The sequence below is a fragment of the Marinobacter sp. L-46 genome (assembly GCF_056859535.1).
The window spans coordinates 1-17,967 of record NZ_JBSXOP010000081.1; the positions used below are offsets into that span (position 1 = coordinate 1).

General features: G+C 59.3%; 17 protein-coding genes. 2 read left to right on the plus strand and 15 right to left on the minus strand.

The window, feature by feature from the left end; genetic code table 11:
* Positions 1-244: 244 nt before the first annotated feature.
* The 12 genes from putP to AC13DJ_RS14390 form a co-directional block, all read right to left on the minus strand.
* Positions 245-1,735 carry a sodium/proline symporter PutP gene (gene putP / locus AC13DJ_RS14335; protein ID WP_474543853.1) on the minus strand — a complete coding sequence of 497 codons (1,491 nt, stop codon included), beginning with the start codon at positions 1,733-1,735 and terminating at the stop codon, positions 245-247.
* Between the two features lie 302 nt (positions 1,736-2,037).
* Entirely contained in the window at positions 2,038-2,817 is a 780-nt protein-coding gene (locus AC13DJ_RS14340; RefSeq protein ID WP_199456909.1) for an AraC family transcriptional regulator, read from the minus strand.
* A gap of 68 nt (positions 2,818-2,885) precedes the next feature.
* Positions 2,886-3,521, minus strand: a complete 636-nt coding sequence (tmk, locus tag AC13DJ_RS14345; protein WP_022988066.1) for a dTMP kinase — start codon at positions 3,519-3,521, stop codon at positions 2,886-2,888.
* Positions 3,521-4,591, minus strand: coding sequence for an endolytic transglycosylase MltG (gene mltG, locus AC13DJ_RS14350; protein WP_474539951.1), 1,071 nt, complete (start codon positions 4,589-4,591; stop codon positions 3,521-3,523). Before mltG ends, tmk begins: the two co-directional genes overlap by 1 nt.
* On the minus strand, positions 4,591-5,403 hold the full coding sequence (pabC, locus tag AC13DJ_RS14355; protein ID WP_474539952.1) for an aminodeoxychorismate lyase: 813 nt from the start codon (positions 5,401-5,403) through the stop codon (positions 4,591-4,593). The genes mltG and pabC overlap by 1 nt, the downstream gene beginning before the upstream one ends.
* A gap of 7 nt (positions 5,404-5,410) precedes the next feature.
* The gene (fabF, locus tag AC13DJ_RS14360; protein ID WP_474543852.1) at positions 5,411-6,658 is read right to left on the minus strand and encodes a beta-ketoacyl-ACP synthase II; all 1,248 of its coding nucleotides are present in this window, start codon (positions 6,656-6,658) and stop codon (positions 5,411-5,413) included.
* 125 nt (positions 6,659-6,783) lie between these two features.
* The gene (gene acpP, locus AC13DJ_RS14365; protein WP_022988070.1) at positions 6,784-7,017 is read right to left on the minus strand and encodes an acyl carrier protein; all 234 of its coding nucleotides are present in this window, start codon (positions 7,015-7,017) and stop codon (positions 6,784-6,786) included.
* A gap of 131 nt (positions 7,018-7,148) precedes the next feature.
* Positions 7,149-7,892, minus strand: coding sequence for a 3-oxoacyl-ACP reductase FabG (gene fabG, locus AC13DJ_RS14370; RefSeq protein ID WP_022988071.1), 744 nt, complete (start codon positions 7,890-7,892; stop codon positions 7,149-7,151).
* 15 nt (positions 7,893-7,907) lie between these two features.
* A complete protein-coding gene (fabD, locus tag AC13DJ_RS14375; protein ID WP_094624236.1) occupies positions 7,908-8,846 on the minus strand; it encodes an ACP S-malonyltransferase in 939 nt (312 codons plus the stop codon).
* 122 nt (positions 8,847-8,968) lie between these two features.
* Positions 8,969-9,973 (minus strand): phosphate acyltransferase PlsX, encoded by a 1,005-nt coding sequence (gene plsX / locus AC13DJ_RS14380; RefSeq protein ID WP_201785312.1) that lies wholly within the window; start codon positions 9,971-9,973, stop codon positions 8,969-8,971.
* Positions 9,974-10,016: 43 nt separating this feature from the next.
* Entirely contained in the window at positions 10,017-10,196 is a 180-nt protein-coding gene (rpmF, locus tag AC13DJ_RS14385; RefSeq protein ID WP_022988074.1) for a 50S ribosomal protein L32, read from the minus strand.
* A 30-nt stretch (positions 10,197-10,226) separates the two neighbouring features.
* A complete protein-coding gene (locus AC13DJ_RS14390; RefSeq protein ID WP_289101067.1) occupies positions 10,227-10,784 on the minus strand; it encodes a YceD family protein in 558 nt (185 codons plus the stop codon).
* A 150-nt stretch (positions 10,785-10,934) separates the two neighbouring features.
* Between AC13DJ_RS14390 and AC13DJ_RS14395 the strand changes: the two genes are divergently transcribed.
* Entirely contained in the window at positions 10,935-11,531 is a 597-nt protein-coding gene (locus AC13DJ_RS14395) for a Maf family protein (RefSeq protein ID WP_058340094.1), read from the plus strand.
* Between the two features lie 39 nt (positions 11,532-11,570).
* Here AC13DJ_RS14395 and AC13DJ_RS14400 read toward each other — a convergent pair whose 3' ends face one another.
* The 3 genes from AC13DJ_RS14400 to rluC are packed head-to-tail and all read right to left on the minus strand — an operon-like array spanning position 11,571 to position 14,403.
* On the minus strand, positions 11,571-12,635 hold the full coding sequence (locus AC13DJ_RS14400; protein WP_289101069.1) for a S49 family peptidase: 1,065 nt from the start codon (positions 12,633-12,635) through the stop codon (positions 11,571-11,573).
* A 38-nt stretch (positions 12,636-12,673) separates the two neighbouring features.
* Complete coding sequence (locus AC13DJ_RS14405; protein ID WP_482932829.1) at positions 12,674-13,321, minus strand: HAD family hydrolase; 648 nt, start codon at positions 13,319-13,321, stop codon at positions 12,674-12,676.
* Positions 13,321-14,403 carry a 23S rRNA pseudouridine(955/2504/2580) synthase RluC gene (gene rluC / locus AC13DJ_RS14410; RefSeq protein ID WP_289101071.1) on the minus strand — a complete coding sequence of 361 codons (1,083 nt, stop codon included), beginning with the start codon at positions 14,401-14,403 and terminating at the stop codon, positions 13,321-13,323. The genes AC13DJ_RS14405 and rluC overlap by 1 nt, the downstream gene beginning before the upstream one ends.
* Before the next feature lie 590 nt (positions 14,404-14,993).
* Here rluC and rne point away from each other — a divergent pair.
* Positions 14,994-17,966, plus strand: a complete 2,973-nt coding sequence (gene rne / locus AC13DJ_RS14415; protein ID WP_474539954.1) for a ribonuclease E — start codon at positions 14,994-14,996, stop codon at positions 17,964-17,966.
* The last annotated feature ends 1 nt before the right edge of the window (position 17,967 follow it).

Sequence of the window (17,967 nt, forward strand, 5' to 3'; positions counted from 1 at the left end):
CACGCTAACCCACCTGGGCTGCCGAAGCAGGTTCACTTGCGTTGTGTACCGTTAACTTCCTATGGCTTCCTTCAGACCCCACCGTTGGCCAGTGACGCCCTTGCCAGTCGGATTGTCTTCCCCTCAGTCGGGGTGACGCCACCTTCTTTCAGATGGCCGGGTTTGCCGGCTTCGCCGGGCAAACAAAAAAAGGGCTCCCGCAGGGAGCCCTTGTCAGAACACTGATTTTGATCAGTGGATTCTGTTACCGCTGGATATGCTGGTACTCGCCAGAATCCTTGGTGGCCAGGCTGACCACTACGATGGCAATGAAGGCGGCAACGAAACCAGGGATGATTTCATACACGCCCGGGCCACCCATGAAGCTGCCGTTCCAGCCCAGGGAGATCCAGATCATTACCGTGGCAGCACCCACGACCATACCGGCAATGGCACCGGCGCCGTTGGTGCGGGACCACATCAGGGACAGCAGGATCAGCGGGCCGAAGGCGGCACCGAAGCCTGCCCAGGCGTTACTGACCAGGGCCAGAACCTGTGAGTTCGGGTCAGAGGCGATAACTGCCGCCACCAGGCCAACGGCTACAACGCAGGCACGGCCGACGTTTACGCACTCTTTGTCGGTCGCTTCTTTGCGCAGGAACAGGCGATAGAAATCCTCTGTCAGTGAGGAAGACGATACCAGCAGCTGACTGGAGATGGTGCTCATGACCGCCGCCAGCAGGGCTGCGTACAGGAAGCCGGTGATCAGCGGGTGGAACAGCAGGTCAGACAGGATGATGAAGATGGTTTCCGGGTCTGCGATGTCCATACCGTTACGAACGGCGTAGGCACGGCCGAAGATACCCAGTGAGATGGCACCGATCAGGGAGATACCCATCCAGCCCATACCGATGTTACGGGCGGTCGGAACGTCTTTCAGGGAGCGGATTGCCATGAAGCGCACGATGATGTGCGGCTGGCCAAAATAACCCAGGCCCCAGGTGACAGCCGACAGCCAGCCAATAAAGGTGAGCCCCTCTGTCCAGGACAGCAAGGTCGGATCAACTTCATTCAAGGTCTGGGACGCCTGAGCAAAGCCACCGCCACCTTCACCGAACAGCACAACTGCCGGCATGATCACCAGTGCCAGCATCATGATGCAGCCCTGCACGAAGTCGGTCATGCTCACTGCCAGGAAGCCGCCTACTACGGTGTAGGCCAGAACCACGCCGAGGGTGATTACAATACCCACTGCATAATCGCTCAGGCCGCCGAAGTTGAAGATGCCGGCAAAGGCACTTTCAAACAGCTTGCCGCCGGCAACCAGGCCAGATGCGGTATAAACCGCAAAGAAGATCACGATAACAATGGCAGACACGGTTCTCAGGGACAGAGCCTGAGTCGGGAACCGGTTTGCAAGGAAAGACGGGATGGTGATGGCGTTACCGTAGTGAACGGTTTGTTCCCGCAGGCGGGGTGCCACCAGAACCCAGTTAAAGAATGCGCCCACAAACAGGCCGATACCGATCCAGGCTGAAGCCAGACCGGATACATACAATGCCCCGGGCAGACCCAGAAGCAACCAGCCACTCATATCGGAAGCACCGGCAGACAGTGCCGCTACTTTCGGGCTGAGTGCCCGCCCACCGAGCATGTAATCTTCAGATGAAGACGTAGATCTCTGCATTGCATAAATGCCAATGGCAATCATGATTGCAAAGTACGCAAATAGACTGATCCAAACGCCAATAGCCATAAGGCCCCTCCGGTTTAAGTGAGTCGGACCTCGGTCCGCTCTCAGCGCACAGCGCCGGCACGCGGCCTGCGGACTGCACTGTTTTTCTTGTTTACCTGAAATCTTCCTGACTGGAGCGGGACTTACCCGCACGGATACTCCTTCACTATAGTCGACCGCCGCTGGTTTGCGACAATCGCCTACCCTGCTTCCGCAAGGCGGGAATACAGACGCTATAAGTTAGTATTACTACGGATTCCCGGCTTACAAAATCCTACGATTGTTTTGCACAATCCTACGGGACTGTCGGCTTTACGGGCAGATCAGGCTACCCGGTCACCAATCTGTAACCGGGACGGGGTCGTTCCCTTGTATTTGCGCAGGGCATTGGTGAGTGCGCTCTGGGAGGAAAAGCCGGTCCGGTAACTGATTTCAGACACCGAGAGGGACGTTGACGACAACAGGCGCACGGCCTGGTCGAGTCGGGTCTGTATCAGAAACTGATGCGGGGTAATGCCCGACACTTCTCGGAACACTTCGTGGAAACGGCTGGTACTCAGGCAGGCTTCCCGGGCCAGGTCCTGCACGGTGATCTTCCGGTGCAGGTTATCGACGATATACCGGCGAATGGCGTCAGGGCTGATGCTGTGCCGGCTGGCACGGGTGGCCTGCCCGTCTACAATCCGGTCGGCCATGGAATACAGGATACTGGCCGCAAGGTGCCGGTGCAGGGGTTCGTTATCTGGGGAGCGGTCGAATTCTCCGGCGGCAAACTGCACAAGGCCCTGCAGCCGGTTGTCCATCTGGATAGTGCGGGGCTTCTCGAAGACCCCGGCCATGCGTTCGTAGTCGGCATGGGCCGGGGAATCCAGGACAGGGCTCAGCGGGTCCAGGTTAATCACCAGCACGTGGTTCTCGTGGTCCCCGCAGTAGTCGTGCCGGGCTTCGGTTGGCACCAGGCAGGCTTTCCAGGTGTCCAGAAACGAACCCACGCCGTCGACACTCAGTTCGGCAGCGCCACGCACGCCCACCACAATCTGGTGATGTTCGTGATGGTGTTGGTGTGAATTGACCGGCAGTTTCAGAAGCTTTGCGTCAAGCATTCAAGCTGCACGCCTTTAATCGAGAATGTGTTGCAATTAAAGCAGATCGCGACAGAAAGTGCACGAAATCAACTATCAACGCGGGCAAGGGCCGACAGCAATCCCGTCACACTTTCCGAAACCTGCGCCAGGGGCAAGGCGGCATTCACAACATGGTATTGCATGGGTGCAGCGGTCGCCCGGGCCAGGTAGGTATCGCGAATCCGCTGGAAAAAGGCCAGTTCTTCCTGCTCGAACCGGTCCAGTTCGCCCCGCTTCTTTGCGCGGGCCATGCCGGTTTCTACCGGTGCGTCCAGAAGGACAACATGGTCCGGCCGCACATCGCCCTGCACCAGGGTTTCCAGCAGCGCTATGCGCTCCTCAGGCACCCCCCTGCCCCCTCCCTGATACGCGAAGGTGGCATCGGTAAAGCGGTCACACAGCACCCACTTGCCTGCGGCCAGTGCCGGCAGAATCCGGTTGTGCAGGTGCTGGGCACGGGCGGCGAACATCAGCAGCAGTTCGGTGGTTTCATGCACCGGTTCTTCCCTGGGGGCCAGCAACAGCTCCCGGATCTTTTCCGCCATGGGCGTGCCACCCGGCTCCCGGGTAACCACCACATCAATCCCCAGCGATGTCAGCGTGTCTGCCGCGTTCTGCAACTGGGTGGATTTACCAACCCCCTCGGTGCCCTCAAAGGTAATAAAGCGGCCTCTGGCAGCCATCAGTTTTCCTCGTTGTCATCTGCGCCGGCATCCGGTGCCGGGAAGGATCGGTAATCTTCTCTGCGGTTCAGCTGGAACTCCCGGACCGCTTTCTGGTGTTCGGCCAGGGTGCGGGAGAACGTGTGGCTGCCGTCACCACGGGCTACGAAGTACAGGGCGTCGCCGTCGTCCGGGTGCAAGGCGGCATGTACCGAATCCCGGCCGGGCAAGGCAATGGGCGTGGGTGGCAGGCCGTCAATCCGGTAGGTGTTATAGGGAGTGTAGGCACGCAGGTCCCGGGTACGGATACGGCCATCGTAGCTGTCACCCATGCCGTAGATCACCGTCGGGTCGGTCTGCAGGCGCATGCCTTTCTGCAAGCGGCGCACAAACACACCGGCCACCTGCTGCCGCTCATAGGCTACACCGGTTTCCCGCTCGACAATCGAGGCCATGATCAATGCTTCGTAGGGGGAGCTATAGGGCAAGCCTTCTTCCCGGTTCCCCCACTCTTCTTCAAGGACAGCCGTCATCCGCTTATAGGCGCGTTTGAGGATATCCAGGTCGGTCTCGCTGCCACTGAACATGTAGGTATCCGGGAAGAACCAACCCTCAGGGTGTTGGCCTTCGGCGCCAACGGCTTCCATAACCTGCTCGTCAGTCCAGTCTGTGGTTTCTTTCCGGAGCCGTCTGGAGTTGGCCAGGGCGGTTCTCATGTCAGAGAAGGTCCAGCCCTCAATAAACTGGACGGACCAGAGTTTCACCTTGCCCTCTACCATGGTGTCGAGCATGGCCAGTGGTGTCATCCCCGGTTGCAGTTCGTAGTCACCAGCCTTGATCCGGGTCTGTTCCGGGTTCAGGCGGCCGTATAGCTTTAACCAGAGCGGATCGCTGACCAGGCCGTCGTCCGACAGCTTCTGCGCCAGCCGGCCAAAGGATGTGCCCTGCTCTACACTGAACAACACCGGCTCATCCAGGGCAACCGGTTGCTTCAGGGTCTGCAGGCCCTGCCATAGCCACAAACCAGCGCCAGCCGCCGCCAGAACCGCGAGGGCCACAATCAGAATCAGTAACTTCCTGAACACACGCATTATTCCAAAGTTGTGGAGAGACGGCAGATTGTCGCAAGGCACCGCTCTGCAGGCAAATCCTGGCCCGCCAGGTTGCGAACCCTCACTACCCCGAGCACGCTGTTGGTGAGGTACAGGCCCCGGCAAACTTCCGGCTGCAACTGTTCCCTGGTGATGGGTGCTTCCTGGAACGTCTCCCCGGCCTGCTGCAAGCGCTCGATAACCAGCTGGCGCATAACACCCGCCACGGCTACGGAATTCGCGGGGGGTGTTATCCAGCCTTCATCGGTGAGTACAAACAGATTGGTTCGGGTGCCCTCGACAATATGCCCTGCGGCATCTGCCATCAGCACCTCAAAGCAGTCACCGGAGAGCTCCCGGGCCGCCATCACCTGTTCCAGGCGATTGAGGGATTTGATACCGGCCAGCAAGGGATTGACCGTAAGGGGTACTGATGAGAACTCCACCACCACGCCGGCAGAATCGGGCAGCGGCGGCGCATCGGAACAGGAAACCAGCAGGTTGGGCTCCATGCCGGCCCCCGGGCGATAGCCTCGCCCACCCGCGCCACGGGTCAGGATCAGTTTCAGGACCCACACCTTCCCGGGGCTTCCGTAACGCTCGAGGGCTTCGCCGCTGGCCGCGAGCAATTCGTCCAGCCGCACCTCAATTCCCAGCCGGGCAGCATCCCGCACCAGTCGGGCCAGGTGGTGATCCAGCCAGGGGGCTGAGCTCCCTTCTGCACGAATGGTTTCAAACAGGCCATCGCCGTAGGCCAGGCCCCGGTCTGCCGCCGGCAAACCGGTTTCATCCGCCCAGAAGCGCTTTACCACAGAGGTCTCAGCCTTCGTAACGGCGGAAAATCAACGTACCGTTGGTACCGCCAAAGCCGAAGGAGTTGGACAGCGCTACCCGGACATCGGATTTGCGGCTCTGATTGGCCACGAAGTCCAGGTCACAACCTTCATCCGGGTTATCCAGGTTAATGGTTGGTGGCAGAATGCCGTCGCGCAGGGCCAGCACCGAGAAAATGGCCTCAACGGCACCAGCAGCGCCCAGCAAGTGGCCCGTCATGGACTTGGTGCTGCTCATGGCCAGCTTTTGCGCATGGCCGCCAAATACCGCTTTAACAGCAGCCACTTCGGCTACATCCCCTACCAGGGTCGATGTGCCGTGGGCGTTGATGTAATCCACTTCTTCCGGCTTCAGGCCCGCATCCCGCAAAGCATTGGCCATGGACCGGGCAGCGCCGTCGCCGTCTGCAGGGGGTGCGGTAATGTGATGGGCGTCATCGCTCATGCCAAAGCCGACCACTTCGCCGTAAATCGTCGCGCCACGGGCTTTTGCATGCTCCAGATCTTCCAGGACCAGCACGCCAGCCCCATCACTCAACACAAAGCCGTCGCGCTCCTTGTCCCAGGGGCGGCTGGCCTTTTCCGGCTCATCATTGCGGGTCGACAGGGCACGGGCGGAAGAGAATGCGGCAATGCCGGAACGGGTGGTGGCCATTTCGGCGCCGCCGGCCAGCATCACGTCAGCATCGCCGTAGGCGATGGTGCGGGCCGCATAGCCAATGTTGTGGGTACCGGTGGTGCAGGCGGTCACAATGGCGATGTTCGGGCCTTTGTAGCCAAACCGGATAGCCGCATTACCGGAAATCATATTGATCACAGACGCCGGCACAAAGAACGGAGATACCTTGCGGGGGCCGGCCTTTTCCATCTGAATAATGTTCTTTTCGATGTACTCCAGGCCGCCAATACCGGAGCCGATGGCAATGCCCACCCGCTCCTTGTCGAGCTTGTCGAACTGTTCCAGGCCACTGTCGTCCACCGCCTGCTGGGCGGCAATCAGGCCATAGTGAATGAAGGCGTCAAGCTTGCGGGCTTCTTTGGAAGACAGCCAGGGTTCGATATCCAGGTCCTTTACCGCCCCGCCGATGCGCGTGCCATACTCGCTGGCATCGAACCGGTCGATCTGGCCAATGCCACTGCGCCCGGCACACACTGCGCTCCAGGAGGTACTGACATCGTTCCCTACCGGGGACAACATCCCCATGCCTGTAATGACAACCCGTCGCTTGCTCATAACCCCACTCACCTGAATATTCCGTGTCGTTTTTAACCGAAATGCTGATATTCAGCCAATAAAAAAGCCGTCCTTCAAGAAGCCTAAAGGACGGCTTTTAGCCTGGCTATCTGATCTACTGAGTATCAGGTATGCGCGACAATATAGTCGATCGCGTCCTGAACGGAGCCCAGCTTCTCAGCCTCTTCATCAGGAATTTCAGTTTCGAATTCCTCTTCCAGGGCCATAACCAGCTCAACAGTGTCCAGTGAGTCAGCGCCAAGATCCTCTACAAAAGAAGATGTGTTCTGAACTTCGGACTCTTTAACGCCCAGCTGTTCACAAACAATCTTCTTCACGCGCTCTTCAACTGTACTCATAATGTCCTCACTTTAGTGTCAACCAAGCAACTCAATGGCTGCCAGTTTAGTTTAAACCCTACCTGCAAACAAGCAGGGATTCAGTTAAACATGTTGTGCGACAAGGGGTTGCACTACAGCCCGAAACGGGCTTAACCCATGTACATGCCGCCATTCACATGAATGGTTTCTCCGGTAACGTAAGCTGCGCCCTCAGAGGCCAGGAAAGCCACCACAGAAGCTACTTCTTCCGGCTCGCCCAAACGCCCTGCCGGAATAATTTCCAGCATAGCGTCACGCTGCTTGTCGTCCAGTTTTTTGGTCATATCGGTGTCAATAAAACCGGGCGCTACACAGTTAGCGGTAATGCCGCGGTTAGACATTTCTTTGGCCAGGCTGCGGGTGAAGCCCTCAACCCCGGCCTTGGCAGCGCAATAATTGCCCTGCCCCGGGTTGCCCATACCGGCAACCACGGAACTGATATTGATAATCCGGCCCCAGCGGGCCTTGGCCATACCACGCAAAACGGCCTTGCTGGTACGGTAAACACTGGAAAGGTTGGTTTCCAGCACAGACGTCCAGTCGTCGTCTTTCAAGCGCATCAACAGGTTATCACGGGTGATACCCGCATTGTTGACCAGGATCTGCGGAGCACCAGACTGTTCGGTCAGCTGCTTCAGGCCCGCCTCGATGCTGTCGGCATCGGCTACGTTCATCACAATACCGTAGCCCTTGAAGCCAGCAGACTTCAGGCCTTCGGTAATGGATTCAGCACCTTCAGCACTGGTAGCCGTGCCCACAACTTCCGCACCCTGCCGGGCCAGCTCATGGGCAATGGCCTTGCCAATCCCCCGGGTAGCACCGGTTACCAGTGCAACTTTGCCTTCCAAAGACATAAACAACTCCGTTTATCAGGACTGGCCAAACGCCTTCAGGGCGGCTGCCAGAGAATCGGGATCTTCGATGCTGTTCACCGCCAACTGGCGGTCAATGCGCTTGGCCAGCCCGGCCAGAACCTTGCCGGCACCACACTCAACCGACACGTTAACGCCCTCGGCAACCAACGCCCGCACAGAGTCTGTCCAAAGCACCGGAGAATACAACTGCTTCAGGAGGTTTGCCTTGAGCGTATCGGCATCTTTAACCACGGCTGCATTCACATTCTGAACCACCGGAATGACAGCATCGTTAAAGCGGACATCTTCCAGTGCTTCAGCCAGCTGCTCGGCAGCGCCTTTCATCAGGGAGCAGTGGGAAGGCACGCTCACCGGCAGCGGCATGGCCTTGCGGGCACCCTTTGCCTTGCAAACCTCGATTGCGCGCTCTACCGCCGCAGCGGAACCGGCAATCACCACCTGGCCGGGTGCGTTGAAGTTCACTGCTGCAACCACGTCGCCCTGGGCGGCTTCTTCACAGGCCGCAACCACATCGGCGTCTTCCAGGCCCAGGATGGCTGCCATCTTGCCTTCACCGGCAGGCACGGCATCCTGCATCAGCTCGCCGCGCAGTTGAACAAGCTTTACAGCTTCAATGAAGTCCAGGCTCTCAGCAGCCACCAGGGCACTGTACTCACCCAGGCTGTGGCCAGCCACGAAGTCCGGGCGCGGGCCTTCAGACACGCACCACTGGCGCCACAAGGCGACACTGGCGGTCAGCAACGCAGGCTGGGTTACCATGGTCTGATTCAGCTCTTCAGCCGGCCCATGCTGGCACAGGTGCCACAAGTCATAGCCCAGAACATTAGACGCTTCATCAAAGGTTTCACTGATCATAGGCCACGCCTCGGCAGCAGCAGAAAGCATGCCTACCGACTGGGAGCCTTGTCCGGGGAAAATAAACGCTGATTTCATGGGCGGAATCTTATCGTCATTGAAGGGTGGGTGGAGATTAGCCAATAGTACAACTCAGGCCAATTATCCGCGAATAAGGGCGCAAATGCGGGCAGACTTTAGTCTCAGCAGCCGTTGGCGACCTATAACATCAGGTCATCGAGCCGTTCGTTGATGCGACGGGGCACTTCCAGCTCCACTTCGCGAACTGCCTGCCGGATTGCCGCCAGCATCGCACGCTCGTTGGCGTTGCCGTGGCTCTTGATAACGACTCCCTGAAGCCCCAGCAAACTGGCACCGTTATGCCGTGAAGGGTCCATCAGCTGCAACAGCCGGCCGATAATCGGCTTGGCCAGGAGCCCCACAAAGCGGCCCCAGAGCGAACGGGTAAACGCCTGCTCCAGCAGCTCAATCAACAACCCCGCAACACCTTCACCGGTCTTCAGGGCAATATTGCCTACAAAGCCGTCACACACTACAACATCGGCCACATCACGGAAAAGGTCGTTGCCCTCGACATACCCTATGTAGTTCAGAGTGTCGCACTGGGCAAGCATATGGGAGGCCAGGCGAACCTGTTCGTTGCCCTTGATCTCTTCCTCACCCACGTTCAGCAGGGCCACGCGAGGTTCGGCCAGGCTACAGATGGCGGTGGCCATCAGCGACCCCATCAAGGCGTACTGGTAGAGGTTTTCGGCGCTGGAATCCACGTTGGCGCCAAGGTCGAGCACGTGGCAGCGGCCCCGCAACGAGGGAACCAGCTTGGCAATGGCCGGCCGCTCAATGCCGGGATACATGCGGATAATAGATCGCCCGAAAGCCATCAACGCACCGGTATTTCCGGCACTGACACAGCCCTGGGCTTCGCCGTCGCGCACCAGGGAGAGCGCAATGGCCATAGAGGAGTTTTTCTTGTGTCGCAGCGCATGGGAAGGGCGCTCGTTCATGCGCACTACATCCGCCGCTTCAACAATGCGGATTCTGGCATGCCCATCACGCAACAAGGCCTCGAGCTCGCTCCGGATACCTACCAGAACGAGACTCAAGGCCTCATTTTCGCGCACTGCTTCCAGCGCTGCATGGACCACCACTGAAGCGCCACGATCACCGCTCATGGCATCAATGGCTATGGTGACTGGTTTACTCACCACGGGTCCATGCGACACAGGTCAGAAGAGTTTCCCGACGATCTTACTCGTCGCGAGCTTCAACAACCTGCTTGCCGCGGTAGAAACCGTCCGGAGATACGTGGTGACGACGATGTACTTCACCAGTAGTTGCGTCGGTGCTCAGAGCAGCAGTGCTCAGGGCATCGTGTGAACGGCGCATGCCGCGCTTGGAACGGGTCTTGCGATTTTGCTGTACAGCCATGATTATGCTCCTGACCTGATTACGAAAACGTTAGTGCTTGGTGTTCTTGAGGCCCGCCAGAACACTGAACGGGTTATCCTCGCGTTTCTTTGCCTCGGGCTTCTCGGTGGCCTGCTGTGGTTCCAGTGCTTCCAGTTCCTTGCTCGCCGGGCAATCCTGGCGTTCATGCAGGGGGAACGGCGGCAGAACCAGCAACAGTTCATCTTCCACCATGGCCCACAAATCTGCGTTGTAGTCTTCCATCGGGAAGGGTTCCAACGCCTTGGGCAACCTCTGAGCCTGCTCATCGTTGAGCACAAGCCCCAAATCAAAACGGGATTCCAGCGTTGTCTGCATGTTATTCATGCAACGCTGGCATTCCAGTATCACCGGTGCGGATACTTCACCCGACACCAACCGGCGACGTTCGCTATCCATATAAAAGGAAAGCTTAACGTGGCACTCGCTGCATTCCGGCAACCCCGGAACCGCTTCGGAGAAACGAACAAGCCCCGCGAGCGGAATAACTCCCTCCAGGGTCGTGTTCTGTTCCGCCAGCCGGTTAGGGTCTACGGATTTTGGCAGTTGAGCATTCGGTGCTTCAGACATAGGCGCGCAATTTTAGGGGCGAGACCGCCTGCTGTCAAAGACTTAATCGCTTTTAACCCACCCCTTCCCGTTTAAGTAGGGGTATTTTACGATAACCTCCGGCGTTTCCGCCTGAATCACCGCACCATACACCGGAACCAGAAGGCATTCATGAACCAACCGCCCCTGCTGCTCGCCTCATCCTCCCCTTACCGCAAAGAGCTACTGGCAAGGCTGGGGCTACCCTTTAACAGTGCGAGCCCGGACATTGATGAAACGCCGGCTCCCGGCGAATCCGCCGAACAACTCGCGCTCCGGTTGGCCACCGGCAAGGCCCGGGCCCTGGCAGAACACTACCCGGACACAATCATCATCGGCTCCGACCAGGTGGCCACACTACCGGACGGCACCTTACTGAACAAACCCGGCAGCCACCGGAAGGCCCGGGAACAACTAGGCCTCAGCAGCGGCAACAGCGTGAGATTCCTGACCGGGCTTGCGGTACTGGACACCCGTACCGGCACCCTGAAAACCCGGTGCGAACCTTTCGAGGTCCACTTCCGGGAACTGACAGCTGAAGAAATCGAAAACTACCTGAATAAGGAACAGCCCTACGACTGCGCCGGCAGCTTCAAGATGGAAGGGCTCGGCATTGCCCTGTTCCGAAGCATGGAAGGGCGAGACCCGAACAGCCTGATCGGCCTGCCGCTGATCGCGCTGATCGACCTGCTCAGGGAACTGGGCGTTAATCCGCTGCTGCAGCCCTGATCAAACCGGGTCAGGGCTGCTTCACCCGAAAAGCCTGGCTCACCGAATCTCCAGGCGGGACTCCAGCATGCGACTGGCTACACCCTCACCCACCGCAACACCAAGCTGGTCCACCAGTTCCTGGAACGGCGAACGGTTGCGGCTGTAATCAACCAGTTTTTCTTCGCCCACCAGCTGGCGAGCCACCCAGGAGGTGCTACCCAGCCCGTCAATCAAGCCAAGCTCCAGCGCCTGCTCGCCGCTCCACACCAGGCCGGAGAACAATTCTTCGTTTTCGGCCAGGCGGTCACCCCGGCCAGCCTTAACGGCTTCCACGAACTGCTTGTGGGTGTTTTCAAGCACGCTCTGCCAGAAGGCAACCTCGCCTTCACGCTCGGGTGAGAACGGATCGAGGAACGCCTTGTTTTCGCCAGCGGTATACAGCCGCCGATCGACACCCAGCTTCTCCATCAGCCCGGTAAAACCGAAACCACCGGCAACCACGCCGATAGAACCCACCAGGCTTGCCCGGTTGGCGTAGATTTCATCAGCCGCCGCAGCAATGTAATAGGCACCGGAAGCCCCAATATCGGAAATCACCGCATACAGCTTTTTATCCGGGTACTCTTCCCGCAGGCGCTTGATCTCGTCATAGACATATCCGGACTGTACCGGGCTACCACCCGGGCTGTTGATGCGCAGCACAACCGCCCTGGAGCTCTCGGCCTCGAAAGCCGAGCGCAGCGCACCCACCAGGTTGTCGGCACTGGCCAGCTCATCCGCCGCAATGGTGCCATTCACTTCTACCAATGCCGTGTGGGCACCGGTGGCACCCGCCATGCCATCACCGATAGGAGACCGGATCAGGAACAGCAACGCGAACAGGTAACCGAAGGTCAGAAACTTGAAAAAGATACCCCAGCGCCGGCTGCGTCGCTGCTCTGCCTGCAACGACATCACCAGCTTCTCGATCAGCCGCCAGTCCCGGCCAGACTCCGGCGGCATAGCCGGTTGCTTCTTGCCAAACCAGCCTTTCTTACCGGAAGACGCACCCTGCCCCTTTTCTTCAGGTTGCGCCGGCTCATCGCCCCAGCCGGGCTGCTTGTCCGAATCCCACTCGCTCATCCGCTATCCCTTAACCGATCAATGCGGTAACAAAACCATTAAAGCCCCAGAACCCGACGCAATTCGTCTACCGACGTGACGACCGCGTGGGGGTCGTATTCCTGCAGCACATCCCGCTGGTGCACACCCCACTCAACGCCAATGGACGGCATACCAATACGCCGGGCCATATCCAGGTCGTAGCGGGTATCACCAATCATCACCGCCTCTTCCGGCTCATAGCCGTAGAAAGCCAGGATCTCCTCCAGCATCAGCGGATCCGGCTTGGAACGGGTTTCGTCCGCACACCGGGTGATATCGAAGTGCGGGCCCAAGCCACTGTAGGTCAGGGCCCTCGCCAGGCCGCGCCGGCTTTTGCCGGTCGCCACAGAGCAGCCGCGCCCGGAACGCCGGATATCGGTAACCACGTCGGCCATACCGTCAAATACGTTCTGCGGGGTGGTCACCTTCTGGAAGAAATACCCTGCGTAACCATCGCGGATGCGCTGCATTTCGTCGCGGGTCAGCCCCGGATACAGCTTTTCCAGAGCCTCGATCATGCCCAGGCCGATGATATCCCGGTAGGCCTCACGCTCCAGTTCCGGATACCCAAGCTCAGTGGCAGCCTGGTGCAGACTGTCAGCAATGTGGTCTACGGAATCAATCAGGGTTCCGTCCCAGTCAAAAATCACTACTTTTACATTCATCAGAACTTACCTTTACTGCGACGGGCAAGCGCATCAACCAGCTTGCCGAAAGGGGTATCATACGGAGCTTCCAGCCGCATTGCCTCACCTGAACCGGGCAATGTGAACTCCAGCGCCCGGGCGTGCAGCATCAACCGCTCACCGCCCACGGCACGAAACGCCTTCAGGCTGGCGTCATCCATATACTTGTCGTCTCCGGCAATCGGGTGGCCCGCCCAGGCACAATGCACCCGGATCTGGTGGGTACGACCGGTAACCGGCGAAGCCTCAACCAGCGAATAACCCTCATACCGCTGCAAACACCGATACAGCGTAAGCGATTCCTTGCCCTCGCCACTCACCTTCACCCGGCGCTCGCCGTTAGGCATCTCGTAACGCAACAGCGGCTCGGCCACCCGCGCCAGCTTTTCCGGCCAGGTGCCCGCCACCAGCGCATGATAGTGTTTACGTATCCGCTTGTGCCGCAGTTCATCCTGCAGAAAACGCAGGGCCGATCGCTTCTTGGCCACCATCACCAGCCCGGAAGTATCACGGTCAAGCCGGTGCACCAGCTCCAGGAACTTCGCCTGTGGCCGGGAAGAACGAAGCACTTCGATCAGCCCGAAGCTCAAACCGCTGCCGCCATGCACGGCAATACCGGAAGGTTTGTTCACCACCAGCATATCATCGTTTTCGAACACCACGGCTGCTTCCATGACGCCCTGCACCCGGTCACCGGGCTTTGGCTGCTCGGCCTTGGCCTGCTGCACCATGGGCGGAATACGCACCACATCACCGGCCTGAAGGCGGGTATCCGGCTTCACGCGCCCTTTATTAACCCGCACCTCGCCCTTGCGGACAATCCGGTACACCGTGCTTTTGGGCACACCCCGCAAGCGGGCCATCAGAAAGTTATCCACCCGCTGGCCGGCCATATCCTCATCTACGCTGATCCATTGCACCCCCTTCTGCACCGTGCGCTCTGCCGGCGCGGCAGCCGGCGCAGGTGCCGCAGCCCTGCCCTGCCCTGCCAGGGAAGAGCCCGGCCGACCCGGCTTGCCAGCCCTGGACGGCTTGTTACGGGAACCAGAATTACGCGCCATGGGAAACCTTTTGCGGTGGATGAATGCAGGATTGAATGACCAGCCCTTTACTGTTATATTCCGGCGTGCTCTGCCGTTTGTCTACGGCCTGACGAACTCTGGTCAGAAGCCGGAGCGGCAGCAGTATACCGACACTGATTAAGAGATTGAACGCCGCAAGCCCAATCATTACCGGGCACGGCGGGAGACAAACTTCCGGACTCACAGGCCAGACCCAGAGAGGCTGCACCTGACCGGGAGCCGAAACAACCGAACGGAAAACCGTCGGGCGACATCGCGAAGAATCATTGCCACGCGAACCCGGGCCGTCTGCAAACCAATACGACGTGAGACCCAGGAGTTTGTGTGAACCTGAAAACGGATATTATGCGTCAACAGACACTCAACCTGAACGAACTCTCCCTGCCCACAGGCAGGCGAATCACAGGCGGTGGTCTCAGACTTACAGGATCTCACCCCATAAGGGTATGATCCGTCTGGCCGCCGGCCCCTCCCTGCTGTAACAGGGCCTGCGGCACGCACATCCTGCTTCGCTGATGCGAACCCTCCGGTTTTCTGTCACTAACAAACGACAGGAACCCTTTCTTTCCATGAAAAGAATGCTGATCAATGCAACTCACCCCGAGGAGTTGCGCGTAGCGCTTGTAGACGGCCAACGGCTGTTTGACCTGGATATCGAATCCAGCACCCGCGAACAGAAAAAATCCAACATTTACAAAGGCCGCATCACCCGCGTAGAGCCCAGCCTGGAAGCTGCCTTTGTCGACTTCGGCGCCGACCGCCACGGCTTCCTTCCCCTGAAGGAAATCTCCAAGGAATACTTCAAGAAGTCCCCGGGCCAGATCGAAGGCAAGATCAACATCAAAGATGTGGTCTCCGAAGGCCAGGAAGTCATCGTACAGGTAGATAAAGAAGAGCGTGGCAACAAGGGCGCAGCCCTGACCACTTTCATCTCCCTGGCCGGCCGCTACCTGGTGCTGATGCCGAACAACCCCCGTGCCGGCGGCATTTCCCGCCGTATCGAAGGTGAAGAGCGGGCCCAGCTGAAAGAAGCCATGAACGGCGTCCAGGTGCCCAAGTCTATGGGCATCATTGTGCGTACTGCCGGCATCGGCCGTACCACCGAAGAGCTCCAGTGGGACCTCGACTACCTGGTGCAGTTCTGGGAAGCCATTACCCAGGCGGCCGGTGAGCGCAAGGCTCCGTTCCTGATTCACCAGGAAAGCAACGTGATCATCCGCGCCGTGCGCGACTACCTCCGCCAGGACATCGGCGAAGTCCTGATCGACGCAGAAAGCGTTTACGAAGACGTCCTGAGCTTCGTTCGCGCCGTCATGCCCACCTTCGAAAACAAGATCAAGCTGTACAAGGATGAAATCCCCCTGTTCAGCCGTTACCAGATCGAAGGCCAGATTGAGACCGCATTCCAGCGCGAAGTAAAACTGCCGTCCGGCGGTTCCATCGTGATCGATCCGACCGAAGCGCTGGTATCCATCGACATCAACTCCTCCCGGGCCACCAAGGGCCACGATATCGAGGAGACTGCCCTGCAGACCAACCTGGAAGCGGCCGAAGAGATCGCTCGCCAGTTGCGCCTGCGCGACATGGGCGGCCTGATCGTGATCGACTTCATCGACATGACCCCGGCCAAGCACCAGCGTGAAGTCGAGCACAAAATGCGCGAAGCCCTGGAAATCGACCGGGCCCGCGTTCAGGTTGGCAAGATCTCCCGCTTCGGCCTGCTGGAAATGTCACGGCAGCGCCTGCGCCCGTCTCTGGGTGAAACCCGCAGTGAAGTGTGCCCGCGCTGTGAAGGCCAGGGCACCATCCGGGGTATCGAATCCCTGGCCCTGAGCATCATGCGCCTGATCTACGAAGAGTCTTCCAAGGAAAAAACCGCCGAAGTCCGCGCCATGGTGCCGGTCTCTGTGGCCACCTTCCTGCTGAACGAGAAGCGCAAGCAGCTGGCCGATATCGAAGCCCGCCAGGGAGTCTCTGTTGTGGTTGCCCCGGTGCCCAACATGGAAACCCCGCACTTCGAAATCATCCGCCTGCGCCAGGATGAAGCCACCCCGGAACACGTTTCCAGCCACCAGGTTGCCCAGCAGTACAACGAGCGCGAAGAAGAAACCGTCGTTGAAATGCCCGGCACCGAAAAGCCGGTACGCGAACAGGCCGCTGTAAAAGCCATTCGCCCGGCGGCTCCTGCGCCCACTCCGGCAGCGGCGCCAGCCAGCCAGGAAGCCCGCGAGCAGGAAGAAGGCCTGTTCCGCAAACTGGGCAAGAAGATTGCCTGCTTCTTCCGCGGCGACCAGCCGGAAAGCGAAGGCACCACCAACCAGCGCAGCACCACCCGCGAGCGGACTGACGACCGTCGGCCCCAGGCCCGCCAGGATCGCCGGAAAACCCGCGTAGCCCGTGATGATCAGCGCAGTGGCGGTGGCAGCAGTAACCGCAACGGCAACGATCGCCGCCAGGGCGGTTCCCAGAACCGCAGCGACGACAACCGCAGCCGTAACCGCAACAACCGCAGCGACGACCAGTCCCGTAGTAGCGGCAGTCGCCAGGGTCAGCAGGACAAGTCTGCCGACAACAAAGGCGCGGATAACCGCGGAAACGACAACCGTCGCGATAACCGCCGGGATTCCCAGAACCGCAGCCAGAACCGTAACCGTCCGCAGCGGGATCCGAAGGACCAGAAAGACCAGAAGGAAACCCGCGACCAGGCTGACAGCCAGCAGCCCCAGCAGGCCAGCGACAAGCCGGTAGCCGATGACAAGCGCCGCAAGCCGCGTCGTCAGCGTAACCGGGACGGTTCTCCGGCCGAGGCTCCGGTGTCTACTCCGGCTGAGCGTAAAGCCGAGCGTAGCGAAAAGCACCAGAAAGACACCCAGCCGGAAAAAGCCGTCGAGCAGGATACTGCCGAGGTGAAAAAAGCTGAGGTAGCCAAGGCCGAGGTGAAGCAAGAGGTTGCCAAGCAGCCCGAGAAGGCTCCGGCGGCTGAAGAAACCAAGCCTGCAGAGCCCAAGGCTGAAGAGACCAAGCCAGAAGCGGAAAAGGCTGAGGCGAAAGCTGAGCAGACTGAAAGCACCGAAGCCAAGGCCGAGGAAAAGCCTCAAGCCAGCGAAGACAAGCCGGCCCGCAAACCCCGCTCCGGCGGCCGCCCGCGCAAGCCCAAGGCTGCAGAGAAGGCAGAAAAGGCAGAAAAGGCGGATAACGCTGACAAGCCGGAACAAGCCGACAAGGCAGAGACAGCTCCGGAAGCCACCAGCAAGCCGGCCGAAGCGGCTGAGCCTGCCAAGGCTCCTGAAGCGAAAACCGAGCCTAAGGCTGAGGAAAAGGCTGAAGCCAAGCCGGAGTCCAAGCCTGAAGTGAAGGCTGAAGAAAAGCCGGAAGCAAAGGCCGAGAAGGCCGAAGAGCCAGCTCCCGAAGCCCAGGCCAAGCCGGAAGACGTACCGGTAACTCCAGGCCGCGCTTACAATGATCCAAGAGAGGTCCGCAAGCGTCAGCGAGCGGCCGAAGAAGCTAAAAAGGCCGAAGCTGAAAAGCAGGCCGGGGGGTAAT

Excerpts from the sequence above, each read along its gene's own strand:
- fabG (WP_022988071.1), bottom strand. The coding sequence starts at position 7,892 with ATGTCTTTGGAAGGCAAAGTTGCACTGGTAACCGGTGCTACCCGGGGG.
- AC13DJ_RS14400 (WP_289101069.1), bottom strand. The coding sequence starts at position 12,635 with ATGAGCGAGTGGGATTCGGACAAGCAGCCCGGCTGGGGCGATGAGCCG.
- AC13DJ_RS14390 (WP_289101067.1), bottom strand. The coding sequence starts at position 10,784 with ATGTCTGAAGCACCGAATGCTCAACTGCCAAAATCCGTAGACCCTAAC.
- fabD (WP_094624236.1), bottom strand. The coding sequence starts at position 8,846 with ATGAAATCAGCGTTTATTTTCCCCGGACAAGGCTCCCAGTCGGTAGGC.
- AC13DJ_RS14405 (WP_482932829.1), bottom strand. The coding sequence starts at position 13,321 with ATGAATGTAAAAGTAGTGATTTTTGACTGGGACGGAACCCTGATTGAT.
- mltG (WP_474539951.1), bottom strand. The coding sequence starts at position 4,591 with ATGCGTGTGTTCAGGAAGTTACTGATTCTGATTGTGGCCCTCGCGGTT.
- putP (WP_474543853.1), bottom strand. The coding sequence starts at position 1,735 with ATGGCTATTGGCGTTTGGATCAGTCTATTTGCGTACTTTGCAATCATG.
- fabF (WP_474543852.1), bottom strand. The coding sequence starts at position 6,658 with ATGAGCAAGCGACGGGTTGTCATTACAGGCATGGGGATGTTGTCCCCG.
- rpmF (WP_022988074.1), bottom strand. The coding sequence starts at position 10,196 with ATGGCTGTACAGCAAAATCGCAAGACCCGTTCCAAGCGCGGCATGCGC.
- tmk (WP_022988066.1), bottom strand. The coding sequence starts at position 3,521 with ATGGCTGCCAGAGGCCGCTTTATTACCTTTGAGGGCACCGAGGGGGTT.
- rne (WP_474539954.1), top strand. The coding sequence starts at position 14,994 with ATGAAAAGAATGCTGATCAATGCAACTCACCCCGAGGAGTTGCGCGTA.
- AC13DJ_RS14395 (WP_058340094.1), top strand. The coding sequence starts at position 10,935 with ATGAACCAACCGCCCCTGCTGCTCGCCTCATCCTCCCCTTACCGCAAA.
- acpP (WP_022988070.1), bottom strand. The coding sequence starts at position 7,017 with ATGAGTACAGTTGAAGAGCGCGTGAAGAAGATTGTTTGTGAACAGCTG.
- AC13DJ_RS14340 (WP_199456909.1), bottom strand. The coding sequence starts at position 2,817 with ATGCTTGACGCAAAGCTTCTGAAACTGCCGGTCAATTCACACCAACAC.
- rluC (WP_289101071.1), bottom strand. The coding sequence starts at position 14,403 with ATGGCGCGTAATTCTGGTTCCCGTAACAAGCCGTCCAGGGCTGGCAAG.